The following is an 18,491-nucleotide window of genomic DNA, read 5'->3' on the forward strand; positions in this document are numbered from 1 at the left end:
TTTTCTCATCTTACCTATCGCAGCAATGGGTTCCGTTTAACCGCTTTTACGCTACAATTACCAACCATTCAAAAGGTTAAGAGGCGTGAATGAGTCAGGCGAAAACCGGCATCCTGCTTGCCAATCTGGGCACTCCCGATGCCCCGACCCCCGAAGCGGTGAAACGCTATCTGCGGCAATTCTTGAGTGACAGACGTGTGGTCGATACGCCGCGTTTATTGTGGTGGCCGCTACTGCGCGGTGTGATCCTGCCTATTCGTTCTCCCCGCGTCGCCAAACTCTATCAATCTGTCTGGATGGAAGAGGGCTCACCGCTGATGGTTTACAGCCGCAGGCAGCAGCGGGCACTGGCAGCGCGCTTGCCTGACGTGCCGGTCGTGCTTGGGATGAGTTACGGTTCGCCGTCGCTGGAAAGCGCGGTCGATGAGTTGCTGGCGCAAGGGGTCGAGCATATTGTGGTGCTGTCGCTCTATCCGCAATACTCCTGTTCTACCGTTGCCGCCGTGTGGGACGAGCTGGCGCGCATTCTGGCGAAAAAGCGCCATATTCCGGGCGTCTCCTTTATTCGCGACTACGCCGACAATGCGGATTACATCGCTGCGCTCGCCAATAGCGTGCGTGCCTCGTTTGCGCAGCATGGCGAGCCGGATTTATTGCTGCTCTCTTACCACGGTATTCCCCAGCGTTATGCGGCAGAAGGGGATGATTACCCGCAGCGCTGTCGCGATACGACGCGCGAGCTGGTTTCTGCGCTCGACTTACCGCCGGAAAAAGTGATGATGACGTTCCAGTCACGCTTTGGTCGCGAACCGTGGTTAACGCCATATACGGATGAAACTCTGAAAATGCTCGGCGAAAAAGGTGTGAAGCATATTCAGGTGATGTCCCCGGGTTTTGCAGCCGACTGCCTGGAAACGCTGGAAGAGATCGCCGTGCAAAACCGCGAATTCTTCCTGGAAGCCGGTGGCGAAAAATATGAGTACATTCCGGCGCTTAATGATTCTCCTGAACATATCGAGATGATGGTCAATCTGACGGCCAAATATCGCTGATCGCAGCGCGGGCTGAGAGTGTGTTAACATTCCCGGCCCGAATGTATGGCGCTAATTACAATCATGAAATTTCCCGGTAAACGTAAATCCAAGCATTATTTCCCCGTTAACGCCCGCGACCCGCTGTTACAACAAATTCAGCCCGAGAGCGAATCCGGTACGTGTTGGGTTGTCGGTATCGACCAGACGCTGGTGGATATCGAGGCGAAAGTGGATGATGCGTTTATTACCCGTTACGGCCTCAGTGCCGGTCATTCACTGGTGATCGCCGACGATGTCGCGGAAGCGCTCTATCAGGAACTGGTCAGGAACGATTTGATCACGCACCAGTTCGCGGGGGGCACCATCGGCAATACCATGCATAATTACTCTGTGCTGGCGGATGACCGCTCGGTGCTGCTTGGTGTTATGTGCGACAACGTGAAAATCGGCAGTTATGCCTACCGCTACCTGTGTAACACCTCCAGCCGTACCGATCTCAACTATCTGCAAGGCGTCGATGGCGCCATTGGTCGTTGTTTCACGCTGATTAGCGACAGCGGCGAGCGCACCTTTGCTATCAGCCCTGGCCATATGAACCAGTTGCGCCCGGAGAGCATCCCGGAAGCGGTGATCGCCGGAGCGTCTGCGCTGGTGCTCTCCTCTTACCTGGTGCGCTGTAATCCCGGCGAACCGATGCCGGAAGCCACCATGCAGGCGGTGGCGTACGCCAAAAAGCATAACGTGCCGGTGGTGCTGACGCTCGGCACCAAATATGTGATTGCCGATAACCCGCAGTGGTGGCGTGATTTCCTTAAAGAGAACGTCTCGATCCTGGCGATGAATGAAGAGGAAGGCCACGCGCTGACCGGCGAAAGCGATCCGCTGCTGGCGGCCGATAAAGCGCTGGATTGGGTTGATCTCGTCCTGTGTACCGCAGGCCCAGTTGGTCTGTATATGGCCGGTTTCACCGAAGACGAAGCGAAGCGCAAAACCCAGCATCCATTGCTGCCGGGCGCGATTGCCGAATTTAACCAGTACGAGTTCAGCCGTGCGCTGCGCCACAAAGATTGTGAACATCCGCTGCGCATTTACTCGCACATTGCGCCGTATATGGGCGGGCCGGAAAAAATCATGAATACCAACGGCGCGGGCGATGGCGCGCTGGCGGCGTTGCTGCATGACATCACCGCCAACAACTACCACCGTACCAACGTGCCGAACTCCAGCAAGCACAAATTCAACTGGTTGACGTACTCTTCGCTGGCACAGGTGTGCAAATACGCCAATCGCGTCAGTTACCAGGTGCTGAACCAGCACTCGCCGCGTTTAACGCGCGGTCTGCCGGAACGCGAAGACAGCCTCGAAGAGGCATACTGGGAACGTTAATGTGATTGCCCGACGAAGCCGGGCAGACAATAAGATGAGACAAAGCCGGAGCAGCGTAAGCACTCCGGCTTTTTTGGATTAACCCGTTACGGCTTCTTCAGCCGGCGGTTTTTCCAGCAATGTCAGCATGGTGTTGGCGATTTCGCGCTCGCCCATGACCACCTGATTCGCGCCACGTTCGGTGATGTAATCCACTTCATCGTCGTAGTGCGCACGAGCGATAATTTCAATGTGCGGGCACTTCTCACGCGCGGTGGCGACAATCTCCCCGGCTTCGTAACCATTTGGAATGGTCAGCAGCAACCAGCGGGCGCAATCGAGATGCGCCAGGTTCATGATCTCTTCGTTAGCGGCATTGCCCAGCACCGCGCGGATGCCACGCTCACGCAGTTCATCCACGCGAGTGCGTGAAGTTTCAATCACCACCAGCGGAATGCCTTGTGCCATCAGTTTTTCACCCAGCAGGCTGCCGACGCGGCCAAAACCTACCAGCAACGCGTGGTTGCAGATATCGACCGGGATCTGTTTCTCTTCTTCGATAGCCTCTTCCAGCGTTTGCTCTTCCAGCGTCTCGGTTTTGTCGAGGTACTTTTCCAGCAGTGTGAACAGCACCGGGTTGAGCATAATCGACAGGATAGCGCCCGCCAGCACCAGATTTTGCCCGGCCTGCGGCAGCAGGTTCAGCGACATGCCGAGGCCCGCCAGAATAAAGGCGAACTCACCGATCTGCGCAAGGCTTGCGGCGATGGTCAGCGCGGTGCGCGGCGAGTGGCCAAACATGCGCACCAGCAGGAACGCGGCAACAGATTTACCAAAGATGATGATCGCCAGCGTAGCGAGCACCGCCAGCGGCTGCTCAATGAGCACCAGCGGATCAAACAGCATACCGACGGAGACAAAGAACAGCACCGCAAACGCGTCGCGCAGCGGCAGCGTATCGTGCGCCGCACGGTGGCTCAGCTCGGATTCGTTAAGCACCATTCCGGCGAAGAACGCGCCCAGCGCAAACGAAACATCAAACAGCTCCACCGCGCCAAAAGCGATACCGAGCGCCAGTGCCAGCACGGAGAGCGTAAACAGCTCGCGTGAGCCGGTCGCCGCGCTGCGCGCCATGATCCACGGCACCAGACGGCGGCCAACCAGCATCATGATGGCGATAAAGGCCACCACTTTGCCGATGGTGATGCCCATATCCACCGCCAGCGATGCCAGCCCGACATTGCCTTTTTCCACCATTCCGGCGACGGCAGGCAGCAACACCAGTGTTAGCACCATCACCAGATCTTCTACAATCAGCCAGCCGATAGCGATTTGCCCTCGCTGGCTGTCGATAAGCTGCCGCTCCTCAAGCGCGCGCAGCAGCACCACGGTACTGGCGGTGGAGAGACAGAGCCCAAAGACAATGCCGGTCATCAATGACCAATCCAGCATTGCGGAAAGCGCCATACCCAGTAGCGTCGCAACAGCAATCTGCGCGATCGCACCGGGAATGGCGATGGACTTTACCGCCATCAGATCCTTCAACGAGAAATGCAGCCCGACGCCGAACATCAACAAAATCACGCCCAGCTCCGCAAGCTCCGGCGCGAGTTGGGTATCGGCGACAAAGCCCGGCGTAAACGGCCCGGACAATACACCCGCTATCAGGTAGCCCACCAGTGGAGAAATACGCAGTTTATTGGCAAGCATGCCGAGGATAAAAGCGAGCACAAGGCCGCCGACAATGGTGGTGATAAGCGGTGTGGCGTGATGCATTCCGTCTCCTTTCGTTGGTGCGTGGATCCCACGGTTAAAAACCGACAACTGCGTTACAGTTTATGACAGTTTTCGCCACTATGTTTATGAATAATTGTTGAATTATGAAGAAAATGGCAATTTAGCTGAAAAAAGATAGCCTGTAGAGTATCCGTAACAGAAATCATGCGCCAGGCACGGGCAGGCAAGAGAAAGCAGCGGCCAAAGTCATACTTTGGCCGTGAATAAATCAGTGTTGCGGGCGGTTATCGGGCAGGAATATGGTAAGGATGCCGAGTAAAGGCAGGAAAGCACATATTTTATAGACCAATTCGATGCTGGTATGATCGGCAACCAGCCCTAATACTGCTGCGCCAAGGCCGCCCATCCCGAAGGCAAAACCAAAAAACAGCCCGGAAACCATGCCGATACGGCCTGGTAACAGCTCCTGAGCATAAACCAGAATGGCTGAAAACGCCGAGGCGAGCACAAAACCAATAATCACCGTTAAAATCCCGGTCCAGAAGAGGGTTGCGTAGGGTAAAAGCAGGGTAAATGGCGCGACGCCGAGGATAGAGCCCCAAATCACATATTTTCTGCCAATCTTATCACCCACAGGCCCGCCAATAACCGTGCCTGCCGCCACCGCAAACAGGAAGATAAACAGATGCATCTGGGCGTTTTGCACCGACAAATCAAATTTTTGCATTAAATAAAAGGTGAAATAGCTGCTAATGCTCGCCATATAGAAGTATTTCGAGAAAATGAGGATCAGCAGCACGCAAACTGCCAGCACCACTTTGTTGCGCGGCAGTGGATTGATTACTGAAACGGGTTTTTTACCTTTATTCACCCGGTGCTGCGCGGCGTACCAGCGGCTTACCTGCATCAGCACAATAATCGCCAGCAGGGCCGCCAGCACAAACCAGGCAACATTGCCTTTGCCGTAAGGCGCAATGATCACCGCCGCCAGCAATGGTCCAAGCGAGGCCCCAAAGTTGCCGCCGACCTGAAAGATGGATTGCGCCAGCCCGTGACGCCCGCCAGACGCCATGCGCGCCACGCGCGACGATTCCGGGTGGAACACTGATGAACCCGTTCCTACCAGCGCAGCAGCAACCAGCACCGTGGTAAAACTTCCCGCCAGCGCCAGCAGCACCAGACCGCTTAAGGTGAAACACATGCCGATGGGCAGCGACCACGGCATCGGGTGTTTATCGGTCAAATAGCCAACCACTGGCTGCAGCAGCGAGGAAGCGACCTGGAAGGTCAGCGTGATAAAACCGATCTGTACAAACGACAATACAAAGTCGGCCTGCAACAGCGGATAAATCGCCAGCAGCAGGGATTGGATCATATCGTTAAGCAGATGCGAGAGGCTGATAGCGCCAAGAATACCGAACGAGGTGCGCGCAGCAGGCGGTGTCTGCGACGTTTCACTGATTGCCATAAATACCACGTATGTTGTCAGAAGAGGTTAGGGATAAAGCACGGTAATGATTCTCTGATTACCATACCTTTGCTGAAAGTTTGAAGGAAGTTGCGATTCTGAATACATATTTGTCTATTATTGGCAGGCGCTGTAATTTCTCAGTTTATCAATGGGTCAGGGAGGGAAGCATGAGATTGTTAAAGAAGAGCATTATGCTGGGTCTGCTGGCGGCGATGGGCGTTGCCAGCTGGCAGGTACAGGCTTACGAGCAGGATAAGACCTATAACATCACCATTCTGCATACCAATGATCATCACGGTCATTTCTGGCGCAGTGATTACGGCGAATATGGTTTATCGGCGCAGAAAACGCTGGTTGATGGCATTCGCAAAGAGGTAGCGGCCGAAGGCGGCAGCGTGCTGCTGCTGTCCGGCGGCGATATCAACACCGGGGTGCCGGAATCGGATTTACAGGATGCCGAACCCGATTTTCGCGGCATGAACCTGATTGGCTACGATGCGATGGCCGTGGGCAACCATGAGTTCGACAACCCGCTCAGCGTACTGCGCCAGCAGGAGAAATGGGCTAAGTTCCCGTTCCTTTCCGCCAACATTTACCAGAAAAGCACCGGCGAGCGCCTGTTTAAACCGTGGATGATGTTTAATCGCCAGGGGCTGAAAATTGCCGTTATTGGCTTAACTACCGACGACACGGCGAAAATCGGCAACCCGGAGTTTTTCACCGATATCGAATTCCGCAAACCGGCCGACGAAGCGAAGCTGGTGATTGCTGAGCTGAAGCAAAACGAAAAACCGGATGTGATCCTGGCGACCACGCATATGGGCCATTACGACAACGGCGAGCACGGCTCGAATGCGCCGGGCGATGTGGAGATGGCACGCAGCCTGCCAAAAGGCGCGCTGGCAATGATTGTGGGTGGTCACTCACAAGATCCGGTTTGCATGGCGTCTGAAAATAAAAAACAGGTCGATTACGTGCCTGGGACGCCGTGCGCGCCGGATCAGCAAAATGGCATCTGGATTGTGCAGGCGCATGAGTGGGGCAAATATGTCGGCCGCGCGGATTTCCAGTTCCGTAACGGCGAGATGAAACTGGTGCGTTACCAGTTGATTCCGGTCAACCTGAAGAAGAAGGTCACCTACGACAACGGCAAAAGCGAGCGCGTACTCTACACGCCGGAAATTGCTGAAAACCCGCAGATGCTCTCTCTGTTAACGCCGTTCCAGAACAAAGGTAAAGCGCAGTTAGAGGTGAAAATCGGTAACGCGAATGGTCATCTGGAAGGCGATCGCAGCAAAGTGCGTTTTGTGCAAACCAACCTCGCACATGTGATCCTCGCCGCGCAAATGGCGCGTACCGGCGCGGATCTGGCGGTGATGAGTGGCGGCGGGGTGCGTGACTCTATCGAGGCGGGCGACATTACTTACAAAGACGTGCTGAAAGTGCAGCCGTTCGGCAACACGCTGGTGTATGTCAACCTGACCGGTAAAGAGCTGACGGATTACCTCACCGCGGTGGCGCAAATGAAGCCGGATTCAGGCGCGTATCCGCAGTTCGCCAACGTCAGTTTTGTGGCGAAAGGCGGCAAGCTCAATGATCTCAAAATCAAAGGCGAACCGGTCGATCCGGCGAAAAGCTACCGTCTGGCAACGCTCAGCTTCAACGCAACCGGCGGTGATGGCTATCCGCGTCTGGATGATAAAGCAGGCTATGTGAATACCGGTTTTATTGACGCTGAAGTGCTGAAAGAGTACATCCAGAAAAACTCACCGCTGGATGTGAATGCTTACGAACCTAAAGGGGAGGTGAGCTGGCAGTAACCAGCTCCTTATCCGTCAATCGCGGCGGGCGATATCGGCAAATTTCGCGTCCAGCATTTTTGCCAGATCGCTCGCCGCCAGTTCAATATCCAGCCCGCGTTTGCCGCCGGAAACATAAATGGAAGCGAAGCCTTGCGCGGGGGCATCAATCAGCGTCGGCAGACGTTTTTTCTGCCCCAACGGGCTAATGCCGCCCACCAGATAACCCGTGGTGCGCTGGGCGACCAGCGGATCGGCCATATCGACTTTTTTCGCGCCAAGCGCTTTGGCGACTTTTTTCAGATCTAACTGCCCGGCAACCGGCGTGACCGCAACGGCAAGATGTTTCATATCGCCATTGATCGCCACCAGCAGCGTTTTATAGACCTGATCGGCGTTCAGCCCCAGTTTGCGCACCACTTCATCACCAAAGTTGGTTTCATTGGGATCGTGATCGTAAGTGTGTACCTGAAAGGGAACCTTGTTTTTTTCGAGTAACTTCACGGCGGGTGTCATAATAATCCTTCTTACCACGGTCATCTCACGGCGCTTAGCATACGCCTGCTCGCGTGCGCGAAAATAGTACCATCTTGCGCTATTGCGCCGCTCTTTCGCGCAGCAACGCCGGTAAATTCCCTTCGCCATAGAGATGCAGGGCGCCTGCTGCCACCACATAGCGCCCTGGTGGCAGCGCAAACAAACGCTCGCACCACGCCTGGTTACGCTGGTGCATCAAAACATCATGCAGCGGCTGGCTGAATGTTGATGGCAGCGTCAGTTCATCTTCTGCGGGCGGATTTTCCAGCCACCAGCTCATCATCACCTGTAATAAACGCGCATTTTCGTGCCAGTGGGTCAGGGTATCCTGCAACAGTTCATTTCCTTCGTCCGGCAACCTGCGCAGGATATCCAGCTGGCTGCTGGTGCCTTCCAGTTCCATGATATTGACGTGATACTGCTGCGCCGCCTGTAGCAACTGATAGTCGATGCCGTACTCCGGGCGTAGCCCCAGCCGCTGTGCCTGCGTGGCCTGCAATACCAGCGCGATATGCCAGGCGGGCCGCTGGTCGAATTCATCTCGGTGAAGCGACAGGGTTTGCAGCGTGTTGTCGAGCCGGGTAAGAAGTTCAGGGGGAAGGCGTTGCTCAAGCGGTTCGACCGGCGGCAGATTATCGAACGGTGAATCCGACCCGGCGATATCCGCTTCCACGATGAGCGCGTCGGCATCGCGCAGTTTTTGCAGGAGCTGCGCCGGGAGCGGCGACATACCGTAGGTGCCCATATGAATACTGCCCACCAGGTGCAGATGGCGGCCGCCGGGCAAATCCACATCCAGTGCAGGCCAGCGGTAATGAGGCACACGAAGCGCAAGAAAAAAGGTTTTCAATCGTTGAAACAGGCTCATACGCGCTTCCTGAGTGAAAAATCTCATGCTAGCGCGCGCGGCCAGAAGGTGCAAACCCCGCCGGATAAACGGCGGGGTTGTGGCTGTGGCATTTACTGATGAGGTTTAAAGCGCAATAACCGGTTGGCGTTGCTGACTACGGTAATGGACGAGAGCGCCATTGCCGCGCCTGCGACCACCGGATTGAGCAATGTGCCGGTTAGCGGCCAGAGAATACCTGCGGCAATCGGAATACCCAGCGAATTGTAGACAAACGCGCCGAGCAGGTTCTGTTTCATATTGCGCAGCGTCGCTTTTGAAATCGCCAGCGCATCGGCAACGCCCAACAGGCTGTGGCGCATCAGCGTGATGGCGGCGGTTTCGATTGCCACATCGCTGCCGCCGCCCATCGCGATCCCCACGTCGGCCTGCGCCAGCGCGGGCGCATCGTTAATGCCATCGCCAACCATCGCCACCTGGCGGCCCTGCTGTTGCAGGTTTTTTATCGCCTCGGCTTTGCCATCCGGCAGCACGCCGGCGATCACCTCATCAATACCCGCCTCTTTAGCGATAGCGTTGGCGGTGGTGGGGTTGTCACCGGTCAGCATCACCAGGCGGTAGCCTTCACGGTGCAGACGTTGCAGCGCATCGATGCTGTCTTCGCGTAACGGATCGCGGATCGCCAACAGCGCCACGGCTTTCCCGTCAATTGCCAGCAGTACCGGCGTGGCGCCCAGGCTTGCCTGAGCGTTCAGCTCATCATCAAGCGCGCGGGTATCCACGTTTTGCTCAGCCAGCAGTGCCTGGTTGCCAAGCAGCACACTGTGCCCGTCGACCTCACCGCTCACGCCCAGCCCGCGCAGTGTACGGAACTGATTGACCACCGGCAGCGTCTGCGCGCCTGCTTTTTCGATAATCGCCCGCGCCAGCGGATGGCTGGAACCTTGCTCCAGCGCCGCCGCCAGACGGAGCGCCGTTGCGTCGTCGATATCCAGCGTTTTCACGCTCACCACTTCCGGTTTGCCGCGCGTCAGGGTGCCGGTTTTATCAAACACGATGGTATCCAGCGTGCTGGCGCGTTGCAGCGCATCGGCATCGCGAACCAGCACGCCAAACTCCGCCGCGCGACCGACGCCGGAGATAATCGACATCGGCGTTGCCAGCCCCAGCGCACAAGGGCAGGCGATGATCAGCACCGTGGTGGCGATGACCAGCGTGTAGACAATTTGCGGTGCAGGGCCGAAGACGTACCAGATAGCGCCGCTGAACAAGGCGATAGCGACCACCACCGGCACAAACACGGCGGAAATGCGATCGGCAAGCTGGCCGATCTCCGGCTTGCTGCTTTGTGCCTGGCGCACCATGCGAATAATGCGCGACAGCGTGGTGTGGCTGCCGACGGCGCTGGCGATAAACAGCACGCTGCCGTCCTGTACTACCGTCCCGGCATGAATGCTCTCGCCGGTGCTTTTCTCCTGCGGCACCGGTTCGCCGGTAAGCATGGCTTCATCGAACCAGGCTTCGCCCTGGCTGATTTCACCATCCACCGGCACGCGATCGCCCGTTGTCAGGCGCAGCGTCATACCCGGCTGAACGTCCGCCAGCGGTACATTTTTCTCGCCGTCGGCGGTGATCACGCGTGCGGTGGGCGGGGTTAAATCTAATAAACGCTCAAGCGCTTTAGACGAGCGCTGTCGCGCGCGGGCTTCCAGCATGTGGCCGAGGTTAATCAAACCGATGATCATCGCGCTGGCTTCGTAATAAAGGTGACGCGCTTCCATCGGGAACCACTGCGGCCAGATATTGACGCTCATGGAGTAGAGCCAGGCCGCGCCTGTCCCCAGCGCCACCAGCGTATCCATGGTCGCCGTGCCATTACGCAGGCTTTTCCAGGCGCTGGTGTAAAAATGGCCACCCGCTACGATCATGGCCGCTAGCGTGACAATACCGAGCATGAGCCACAGCGTGCGGTTGGCATCGGTGACCATCATGTTATCGCCGAGCATGCCCCACACCATGATCGGCACGCCAACCAGCAGCGCGACAATCGCCTGCCAGCGGAAGCGTTTCATGGTGGCGAGCGCGGTTTCCTGCTGGCGCTCGCGGCGTTTGATGTCATCTTCAATGGCTTCAGCGCCGTAGCCTGCGTTCTCTACGGCGCTGACTAATTCAGCGGCGGGGGCACTGCCCATAACCAGCGCGGTGCGCTCCGCCAGGTTGACCCGTGCCTGCGTAACGCCCGGTACGGCCTGTAAGGCCTTTTGCACCCGGGAGACACAACTGGCGCAGCTCATGCCGTTGATCAACAGTTGTTGGCTGTCATCAAGCTCGCTGGCTGCCGGAAGCTCAGGTGTGGCCGCTGTCAGTGCTTCCGACGGGAGTGATGACTCTGCCAGCGGTTTAGCCTTTGGGTGGCTTAAGCTCGCACCATATCCGGCTTCTTTGATGGTTTCGATCAACGCGTCAGCGCTGGCGCTGCCGGTGACTTCCGCACGTTCAATGGTGACGTCTGCCTGTTCTACATCCGGGCGTTTTTCCAGGCTCTCTTTGACGCGTTTTACGCAATGGCCGCAGGAGAGGCCATCCAGATCTAGCGCTATGGTATGAGACATACTTAATCTCCTTGGTTGTGGTGCTTCAATAGTGACTGTGTAGAAGCTTAAACCTTCCATCAAGGGGAAGGTCAAGGTTTTATCATGACAAAGAGGCGACAGGTGTTCCATAAACGACAAACCCCACACAAGGCGGGGTTTGTTTATTACCGGCGGGGTAAAACTCAACCGTATTTACGGGCAAATTCCTGATCGGAGTTGCACAGATAAATAATAAATTCGATGAAAGAGATGATCGCCGGAATAAAGGTCCAGCAAAACAGAAGATAAAGGATCCCCTGCCATGGTTTCCCTAAATAAAATTTATGCGCGCCAAAACCACCTAAAAAGAAGGCGAACAGCGCAGCAGAAATTCGGCTTTTCTTCCCGGCGGTGTTTTGAGGCGCGCCGCACTGCGGGCAAGCCACCGCTTCTTTATGTATTTGCTTTCCGCAACCACGGCAAAACGCCATATCACTCATAACCACTCCTGTGTGTAAATCATTTATCATTCTTAGAAATATCCGGCCACATGTTATAGCGAAGCGGCAAGGTGGGTAAATAAAAAACCATTAACAATATGGATATATTTGTTTTATTACATAGCAGCCATTTATAGTGGTTAGCGCAGGTTCTGGTAGTGAGGGGGGAAAACGTGAATATCAGCGATGTGGCAAAAAGAACCGGTTTAACCAGCAAAGCGATTCGCTTCTATGAAGAGAAAGGGCTGGTGACACCGCCGCTGCGCAGCGAAAACGGCTACCGCAGCTACAACCAACAACACCTGAATGAGTTGACGCTGCTGCGCCAGGCGCGGCAGGTAGGATTTAATCTTGAAGAGTGCGGCGAGCTGGTGAATCTGTTTAATAACCCGGCCCGTCATAGCGCAGATGTCAAAGCGCGCACGTTACAGAAAGTGGCCGAGATCGAGCGGCATATTGGCGAACTGCAACAGATGCGTGTGCAACTGCTGGCACTGGCGGATTCCTGCCCCGGTGACGACAGCGCCGATTGCCCGATTATTGATAACCTTTCTGGCTGCTGCCACTACGCGAAGGGTTGAGCATAAATGTCACCGTGCCGCGATACCACGGGGAGGCGGCGAGCTGCTGCTCTTCGTGTGTATCACGCGCGCCGTTCTGCACCAGACCCAGTTTAAACGGGATGCGTAACGCTAAAAGTGCGGGCAGGTAGTCGGTGTAATTCGCAACGGTGCTGCGCCCCTGATAGCTCTGCACCACCAGTTCATCTACCGGCAATGCGTTAAGGGTTTGCACGCTGCCGGTTTTCGCCCAGTCCAGTAAACCGGTGACGCCCAGGGCGTAGTCTGCTGGCAGCGTCTGGCGCAGACGGTGCAAAAACAGCGCGTAATCGCCAAGGCGGTGAGTGGCGGCATCGAAATCCACCTGCAACCCGACGACATGGTTTCCCGCCGCTTGCCAGCGAGCTAACAGCCGGGTAAGACGTAACAACAGCGCATCCGGCACGTCCAGCGTGGTAAAACGCACCGTGAGCCAGATGCGCGGAAAGGTAAGCTGGTTGACTGGCAGCCCTTTACGCTCGAACACGGTTTGACCGGCAACGCTGACGACATCGCCCTGATGCAGGTAGACAATATCGGCATCACGCAGCGTTTGCGTGGGGCGTACGCCAGACCATAACCAGTACGCTGCTGCCTTCCCCTGAGCGGATAACGCCGCAGGGCAGAGCAGCGCACCTGCCAGCGCCATTACCAGTAATATTTGAGCTCTTTGGCCCATACGCTTCCCGGATAACGGCTTTTCAGTTGCTGGAACCATGCTTTACGCACGGATTTATCGACGTCTTCGCCGCCGCAATCGTTATAACCGGAGGGGGCGTAACACATTACGGCGCGATACAGCGCGTAGCTCTTATCTTCCGGCTCGGCTTTGGCATCGTTGATAACCTGCTGATACCAGGCCAGACGGTGCGCGACGCCGGGCGCAGCGTTAAGCTTTGTTGCGTCGTCCAGCGCGTCGTTACCCCACTGGTCGGTTTCCCGGTTAACGCGGGTTTGCGTGATACGGAAAAATTCGCCGAGGCAGTTCAGCGCATGGCCATCCTGCGCTTTCTGGCTCAGGGTAGTAACCGTTTTTTCCAGCGCAGCGCAGAAGTAGACGCTCTCTTTGTCGGTGCCTTTCCAGGTAAATGCGCTCAGATTGACGTCATCAAACGCTTCGCCAGTGACCGGCGGTGCGATCGCGGCGATCAGTTGTTTGTCTTGTAACCAGTCGGCGTAATGCCCTTCGGTCAAATCGCGCGTCAGCAGCGTGTGCAGTGCGATGGTGCGCTCTTCGTTGTTCGGCCCATTGCTGGCCTGCTGGCGCAGTAATTCGCGTGGTGCTTTGGTTTTCAGCACTAAGGAACGGTAACGCAGATTCGTGACCTTGCTGTCAGGCGTAAAAATCTGCGCCAGCGCGTCGCTTTCCACCAGCGTTGCCGCCAGTTTGGCCTGCAACAACTGCTGCTGTTCGACATCTTTGCTCAGCTCCAAAAGATGCAGCCAGTGCGCTTTGGACTCCGGCCACTGTTTTTCCGCCATCAGTGCTTCGCCGTACAGCACTTGCTCGCTAAACGCGAGAATATTGTGCGGTGCCAGTGTTTGCGCAGGGGGGATGGCGCTGCGCACGGTGGCGTAATCCTGTTTGCTGAAAGCCAGCTTCAGACGCAGGTAATTCCACAGATCGCCGCGTTTATTTTTGTCGAAATCGGCTTTGATGCTGTCGAGCCAGGCTTGATCGATACAGGGATGCTTTTCATCGCATTTGTTATCGCGCAGGCGGCGCAGCGTCAGGATAAAGGTCATCAGCGAGGCATCCGGCGTGCTGATAAAATCATCACCGCCCCATTCGAGAAGTTTGTTGTCGCTTTCATTGACCAGCGCGATTAACGCATCACCGCTGGCCGTCTGTGACAGCGCCTGTTCGTAGAGCGCCGCCAGCGCGTTCCAGTCCTGCAAATACCAGTTGATACGGCGCAACATCCCCTGCGCCGATTCTGCGTAGTGGCCCTGCGGCCAGCTTTTCAGGTAATGAAGCGCTGCATCCCGTGCTTTCTGCGCCTGGGATTTGTCCACTTTTGTGACATCGAAATCGCCATATTCACCGTTGGCATTCGCGCTACTGGCGTTGAGCGCGGTGCGCATCAACATATAGCTGGCCGTTTCGGCAAGCCACGGCTGCGGGCTGCCGGTCAGCGCGGTAAAATCCTGCGCGGCGGCGTCATAATCACCGGCATAGAAAGCGTTAGCGCCGTGTAAATAGGTACGGAAACCGAGAGCAACTGAACCTTGCGGGAAACTTAGTGCATTGATAATGACTTCACCGCGGCCATCCGCTGCCGTTCGCGCTTTCGCCAGCGCCAGGCGCTGTTCCGGTGTTAAGGCTTTTTCGTCCAGCAGGGCGGCGAAAAAGCCAGAAAGTGTCTCGTTATTACGCGACACAAAACGGTTTTCCATCTCATCGGATGCAAAACCTTCACCAGTTACTGTCTGCGCCGCGTCACCTTCGGCGATCAGGCGCAACAGCGCGGGAGGAATTTGATCATCAGGTTTGATGCCCAGCGCTTTCATTTGCTGGCGCAGGGTGTCGTCACTGGAAACGGGGTCCGCCGTTGCTGCCGGGGCGGTAGTGTCATCGTGATGAATACCGAAATAGAAGCTTCGGCTGCGCGTGAAATCTTGCGGTACGGGCTGGCGCAGTGGCAAAAATCCTTTTTGCTCATCCACCAGGCGCAGCAGGTTATCGCGGGTATCGGTATCAATGCCCAGCACCGGCGGGCTGGTGATGAAACATCCCGTGCTCCCCCATGTGCAGCTATCGATATCAGACGACGCCAGCGCGGGTGCGCTGGCGGTAAAGGAGAGACACAAGCCCAGCGCGAGGCGACGGCGTTTTATCATTCCCTGAATCCTTGCGTTATTGTTATTCGTTTACGGCTTTGATGCGTAAGGTGATGCCTTCAACGGCCGTTACCTCAACGCGCGTTCCGGCAGCGAGATCGTCGTCGGCGCTGACCGGCCACGAACTGTCGCCCACACGCATATGGCCTCGACCGTTCACCAGTGCGTTATCAAGCTGGAAGCGGCGGCCGACGAGCTGTTGCCCACGCAGATTCAGCGACGCGTCGGCGGGTTTTTGCTGTTTTACCCGCCGCGAAAGCCATTGCCACCACAGCCAGGCGGCCAGCATGGTCAGCACGGCGAACAGTACACCCTGCCACTCCCAGCCGAAGGGAATAACCCACGCCAGCAACCCGGTGACCACCGCCGCGACGCCGCTCCACAACAGATAGCCGTTACCGCCCAGCATTTCCGCAGCCAGCAACAGGCCACCAAGCACCAGCCAGGCGAGGTGTGTATGTTCGAGCAGCAGAGTGGCAATCATTTTTTACGCTCGCCGGCGCTGTCTTTCACCAGTTCGGCGATCCCGGCGATCGAGCCCATCAGGCTGCTGGCATCCAGCGGCATCATCACCACTTTGCTGTTGTTCGCCGAGCCAATTTGTTGCAGCGCGTCGGTATATTTCTGCGCTACGAAGTAGTTCACTGCCTGAATATCCCCGGCGGCAATCGCTTCAGAGACCATCTGCGTGGCACGGGCTTCGGCTTCTGCCGAACGTTCACGCGCTTCTGCCTGCAGGAACGCCGACTGGCGATCGCCTTCCGCTTTGAGGATCTGCGACTGTTTTTCCCCTTCGGCTTTGAGGATCTCCGCCTGACGGATCCCTTCAGCTTCAAGAATGTAAGCGCGTTTGGTACGTTCCGCTTTCATCTGCGCATTCATTGAGGCAATCAATTCCGCCGGTGGGCGCACATCGCGGATTTCAATACGCGTGACTTTTACGCCCCACGGATTGGTGGCTTCATCCACAATATGCAACAGACGGGTGTTGATGCTGTCGCGCTGCGAGAGCATTTCGTCCAGCTCCATTGAGCCGAGCACGGTACGGATATTGGTCATGGTCAGGTTGATGATCGCCAGCTCCAGGTTGCTCACCTCATAGGCGGCACGGGGCGCGTCGATTACCTGAATAAAGCACACTGCGTCAATGGTGACGTTGGCGTTGTCTTTGGAAATAACTTCCTGCGAGGGGATATCGAGAACCTGTTCCATCATATTGATCTTACGACCAATGCGATCCATAAACGGCACCACCAGGCTTAAACCTGGCTGCAGCGTACGGGTGAAACGGCCAAAGCGTTCCACAGTCCACTGGAAGCCTTGCGGGACGATTTTCACACCGGAGATAACCACCACCAGCGCGACGAAGATAAGAACCAGAATGACGATTGGCATCAAAAAAACCTCCTGTTTAATTTGATGCCATCTTAGCCCGAATTAGCGATTAAAACAGCGCGATCGCCAAATTTAGCAGGGGAATTAGTAGAGCAGGGAGTAGAGCTGGCGGCGGTATTTCGATGCCAGCGCGTCGCCGGTGCCGAGCGCAGCCAGGATCTCTTGCAGCATTTTGCGCGCTTCACCGTTTGCCGCAGCCAGATCTTTACGCAGGTGGCTAAACAGCAGTTCCAGCGCTTCTTCGTTGCGGCCCACCTGGTGCAGTTGCAGCGCCAGTTGTGTTGCCAGCAGCGCGTCCTGCGGGTTGTCTGCAACCTGCTGTTGCAGTTGCTGGATTTCCGGCGTATCCGCGGCTTTTTTCAGCAGTTCGATCTGCGCGATAAGGCCCTGGTAACGGGTGTCTTGATCCTGTAACGGAACCGCTTTCAGCACCGCTTCGGCTTCATCCGCACGGTTCAACACAATCAACGTTTCTGCCAGCAGCAGGGTGATTTCGCTGTTTTGCGGCGCTAACTGGCTGGCCTCTTTCAGCAGCGGCAGCGCGTCGATGTGTTTGCCTTCCTGCATCAACTGCATAGCTTGTTGTGCTTTCAGCTCCTCTTCGCGCGGCAGCACTTTATCCAGCAGCGCGCGAATCACGTCTTCCGGCTGCGGCCCCTGGAAACCGTCAACCGGCTGGCCATTCTGGAACAGGTAAACAGTAGGAATGGCGCGTAAGCCAAACTGCGATGCCACCATCTGCTCTGCGTCGCAATCGACTTTCGCCAGGATAAATTGCCCGTTGTACTGGGCGGCGAGGTTTTCCAGCACCGGCGTCAGTTGCTGGCAGTGCTGGCTGCGTTCGGACCAGAAATAGAACAGCACCGGCGTGGCAACGGATTGCTCCAGCACCTGTTGCAGGTTCATTTCGGTAATATTGACAATATTCTGTGCAGACATACTAAGTTCTCTTTATTTCACTGTTTCGTCATACATGGGGGACAGGCTTCGCGCCTTCAACTCACCCGTGCAAAATTTTATCCATCATGCGCGTTGGCAGCAGGCGTTTTAAAAAGGTAACCGCCCATGTCACCAGCGTTACCGGGTAGCGCACTTTCGGGTTGCTGCTCTCAAAAGCATGGCGCACTTTGGCGACGACTGCCTCCGGCCCCAGCGTAAAACGTGCGGCGATACCGGGGTTTTCCACCGGCTTATCGCGTTGTGTCTGATTCACGTTGTCGGTAAAGCGCGTGCGAATCGGGCCGGGTTCAATCAGGCTCACTTTGATGCCCGTATGGCGTAGCTCCATTCGTAAAGCGTCCGACCAGGCTTCCAGCGCATACTTGCTGGCGGCATAAGCGCCGCGGCCTGGCGTTGAGATCAGCCCCATCACCGAGGAGGTCATCACGATGCGCCCCTCGTCGTGCGGCAGCATCGCAGGCAGCAACAGCATGGTGAGCTGGTGAGTGCCAAAAAAGTTACTGGAAAATTGCTGTTCCAGCTGTTCGCGGCTGATGGTATCGAGCGGGCCATAAACACCGTATCCGGCGTTGTTGAAGATCCCGTACAGGCGATTGTCGGTCAGCGCTATCACTTCGGCGGCGGCGCGTATCACGCTTTGCGCGTCGTCAAGATCGAGCAAAATGCCGGTAAAGCCTTCGCTTGCCATCCGGGCGACATCGTCCGGTTTACGGCAGGCCGCCAGCACGCGAAAACCCTGACGTTTCAGTTCGCGTGCGCTTTCCAGCCCGATGCCGCTGGAACATCCTGTTATTAAGACCGTTTTTTGCATAACTTTACCTGGGGGCGTGCCT

General features: G+C 56.4%; 16 protein-coding genes. 4 read left to right on the plus strand and 12 right to left on the minus strand.

The annotated features are described in order from the left end of the window. The first annotated feature begins 89 nt into the window (after positions 1–89). Positions 90–1,052, plus strand: a complete 963-nt coding sequence (gene hemH, locus H650_RS19775; protein ID WP_020456818.1) for a ferrochelatase — start codon at positions 90–92, stop codon at positions 1,050–1,052. Positions 1,053–1,115: 63 nt separating this feature from the next. Then, positions 1,116–2,420, plus strand: a complete 1,305-nt coding sequence (locus H650_RS19780) for an inosine/guanosine kinase (protein WP_020456819.1) — start codon at positions 1,116–1,118, stop codon at positions 2,418–2,420. Between the two features lie 78 nt (positions 2,421–2,498). On the opposite strand, the gene ybaL is transcribed toward H650_RS19780, so the two are convergent. Both ybaL and H650_RS19790 read right to left on the minus strand, forming a co-directional pair. Further along, positions 2,499–4,175: a YbaL family putative K(+) efflux transporter gene (ybaL, locus tag H650_RS19785; protein WP_020456820.1), complete on the minus strand. Its 1,677-nt coding sequence runs from the start codon at positions 4,173–4,175 to the stop codon at positions 2,499–2,501. A gap of 229 nt (positions 4,176–4,404) precedes the next feature. Then, a complete protein-coding gene (locus H650_RS19790; protein WP_020456821.1) occupies positions 4,405–5,604 on the minus strand; it encodes an MFS transporter in 1,200 nt (399 codons plus the stop codon). Positions 5,605–5,798: 194 nt separating this feature from the next. On the opposite strand from H650_RS19790, the gene ushA reads away from it, so the two are divergent. Further along, complete coding sequence (gene ushA, locus H650_RS19795; RefSeq protein ID WP_020456822.1) at positions 5,799–7,427, plus strand: bifunctional UDP-sugar hydrolase/5'-nucleotidase UshA; 1,629 nt, start codon at positions 5,799–5,801, stop codon at positions 7,425–7,427. A gap of 15 nt (positions 7,428–7,442) precedes the next feature. On the opposite strand, the gene ybaK is transcribed toward ushA, so the two are convergent. From ybaK to H650_RS19815, 4 genes are all read right to left on the minus strand, one after another. Next, on the minus strand, positions 7,443–7,922 hold the full coding sequence (ybaK, locus tag H650_RS19800) for a Cys-tRNA(Pro)/Cys-tRNA(Cys) deacylase YbaK (protein ID WP_017455688.1): 480 nt from the start codon (positions 7,920–7,922) through the stop codon (positions 7,443–7,445). A gap of 79 nt (positions 7,923–8,001) precedes the next feature. Then, positions 8,002–8,811 (minus strand): TraB/GumN family protein, encoded by an 810-nt coding sequence (locus H650_RS19805; RefSeq protein WP_020456823.1) that lies wholly within the window; start codon positions 8,809–8,811, stop codon positions 8,002–8,004. Positions 8,812–8,903: 92 nt separating this feature from the next. Further along, positions 8,904–11,402: a copper-exporting P-type ATPase CopA gene (gene copA, locus H650_RS19810; RefSeq protein WP_020456824.1), complete on the minus strand. Its 2,499-nt coding sequence runs from the start codon at positions 11,400–11,402 to the stop codon at positions 8,904–8,906. Between the two features lie 164 nt (positions 11,403–11,566). After that, positions 11,567–11,863 carry a TM2 domain-containing protein gene (locus H650_RS19815; RefSeq protein WP_017455691.1) on the minus strand — a complete coding sequence of 99 codons (297 nt, stop codon included), beginning with the start codon at positions 11,861–11,863 and terminating at the stop codon, positions 11,567–11,569. Positions 11,864–12,036: 173 nt separating this feature from the next. On the opposite strand from H650_RS19815, the gene cueR reads away from it, so the two are divergent. Next, positions 12,037–12,444 carry a Cu(I)-responsive transcriptional regulator gene (gene cueR / locus H650_RS19820; RefSeq protein WP_020456825.1) on the plus strand — a complete coding sequence of 136 codons (408 nt, stop codon included), beginning with the start codon at positions 12,037–12,039 and terminating at the stop codon, positions 12,442–12,444. On the opposite strand, the gene H650_RS19825 is transcribed toward cueR, so the two are convergent. From H650_RS19825 to H650_RS19850, 6 genes are all read right to left on the minus strand, one after another. After that, positions 12,401–13,141, minus strand: coding sequence for a DUF3142 domain-containing protein (locus H650_RS19825; RefSeq protein ID WP_044489582.1), 741 nt, complete (start codon positions 13,139–13,141; stop codon positions 12,401–12,403). The two genes, cueR and H650_RS19825, sit on opposite strands and share 44 nt — an antisense overlap. Continuing rightward, on the minus strand, positions 13,111–15,303 hold the full coding sequence (locus H650_RS19830) for a PA5441 family protein (protein WP_020456827.1): 2,193 nt from the start codon (positions 15,301–15,303) through the stop codon (positions 13,111–13,113). The genes H650_RS19825 and H650_RS19830 overlap by 31 nt, the downstream gene beginning before the upstream one ends. A 22-nt stretch (positions 15,304–15,325) precedes the next feature. Further along, positions 15,326–15,787 (minus strand): NfeD family protein, encoded by a 462-nt coding sequence (locus tag H650_RS19835; RefSeq protein ID WP_020456828.1) that lies wholly within the window; start codon positions 15,785–15,787, stop codon positions 15,326–15,328. Further along, positions 15,784–16,698 (minus strand): SPFH domain-containing protein, encoded by a 915-nt coding sequence (locus H650_RS19840; RefSeq protein WP_017455696.1) that lies wholly within the window; start codon positions 16,696–16,698, stop codon positions 15,784–15,786. Before H650_RS19840 ends, H650_RS19835 begins: the two co-directional genes overlap by 4 nt. 84 nt (positions 16,699–16,782) lie before the next feature. After that, positions 16,783–17,637 (minus strand): co-chaperone YbbN, encoded by an 855-nt coding sequence (locus H650_RS19845; protein WP_020456829.1) that lies wholly within the window; start codon positions 17,635–17,637, stop codon positions 16,783–16,785. A 61-nt stretch (positions 17,638–17,698) separates the two neighbouring features. Beyond that, positions 17,699–18,469, minus strand: a complete 771-nt coding sequence (locus H650_RS19850) for an SDR family oxidoreductase (RefSeq protein ID WP_020456830.1) — start codon at positions 18,467–18,469, stop codon at positions 17,699–17,701. Positions 18,470–18,491 lie beyond the last annotated feature (22 nt).

It is taken from the genome of Enterobacter sp. R4-368 (genome assembly GCF_000410515.1).
GTDB lineage: Bacteria > Pseudomonadota > Gammaproteobacteria > Enterobacterales > Enterobacteriaceae > Kosakonia.

Excerpts from the sequence above, each read along its gene's own strand:
- H650_RS19830 (WP_020456827.1), bottom strand. The coding sequence starts at position 15,303 with ATGATAAAACGCCGTCGCCTCGCGCTGGGCTTGTGTCTCTCCTTTACC.
- H650_RS19850 (WP_020456830.1), bottom strand. The coding sequence starts at position 18,469 with ATGCAAAAAACGGTCTTAATAACAGGATGTTCCAGCGGCATCGGGCTG.
- H650_RS19780 (WP_020456819.1), top strand. The coding sequence starts at position 1,116 with ATGAAATTTCCCGGTAAACGTAAATCCAAGCATTATTTCCCCGTTAAC.
- H650_RS19815 (WP_017455691.1), bottom strand. The coding sequence starts at position 11,863 with ATGAGTGATATGGCGTTTTGCCGTGGTTGCGGAAAGCAAATACATAAA.
- copA (WP_020456824.1), bottom strand. The coding sequence starts at position 11,402 with ATGTCTCATACCATAGCGCTAGATCTGGATGGCCTCTCCTGCGGCCAT.
- H650_RS19845 (WP_020456829.1), bottom strand. The coding sequence starts at position 17,637 with ATGTCTGCACAGAATATTGTCAATATTACCGAAATGAACCTGCAACAG.
- ybaK (WP_017455688.1), bottom strand. The coding sequence starts at position 7,922 with ATGACACCCGCCGTGAAGTTACTCGAAAAAAACAAGGTTCCCTTTCAG.
- ushA (WP_020456822.1), top strand. The coding sequence starts at position 5,799 with ATGCTGGGTCTGCTGGCGGCGATGGGCGTTGCCAGCTGGCAGGTACAG.
- H650_RS19840 (WP_017455696.1), bottom strand. The coding sequence starts at position 16,698 with ATGCCAATCGTCATTCTGGTTCTTATCTTCGTCGCGCTGGTGGTGGTT.
- hemH (WP_020456818.1), top strand. The coding sequence starts at position 90 with ATGAGTCAGGCGAAAACCGGCATCCTGCTTGCCAATCTGGGCACTCCC.
- H650_RS19790 (WP_020456821.1), bottom strand. The coding sequence starts at position 5,604 with ATGGCAATCAGTGAAACGTCGCAGACACCGCCTGCTGCGCGCACCTCG.
- H650_RS19825 (WP_044489582.1), bottom strand. The coding sequence starts at position 13,141 with ATGGGCCAAAGAGCTCAAATATTACTGGTAATGGCGCTGGCAGGTGCG.
- ybaL (WP_020456820.1), bottom strand. The coding sequence starts at position 4,175 with ATGCATCACGCCACACCGCTTATCACCACCATTGTCGGCGGCCTTGTG.
- H650_RS19835 (WP_020456828.1), bottom strand. The coding sequence starts at position 15,787 with ATGATTGCCACTCTGCTGCTCGAACATACACACCTCGCCTGGCTGGTG.
- H650_RS19805 (WP_020456823.1), bottom strand. The coding sequence starts at position 8,811 with ATGAGCCTGTTTCAACGATTGAAAACCTTTTTTCTTGCGCTTCGTGTG.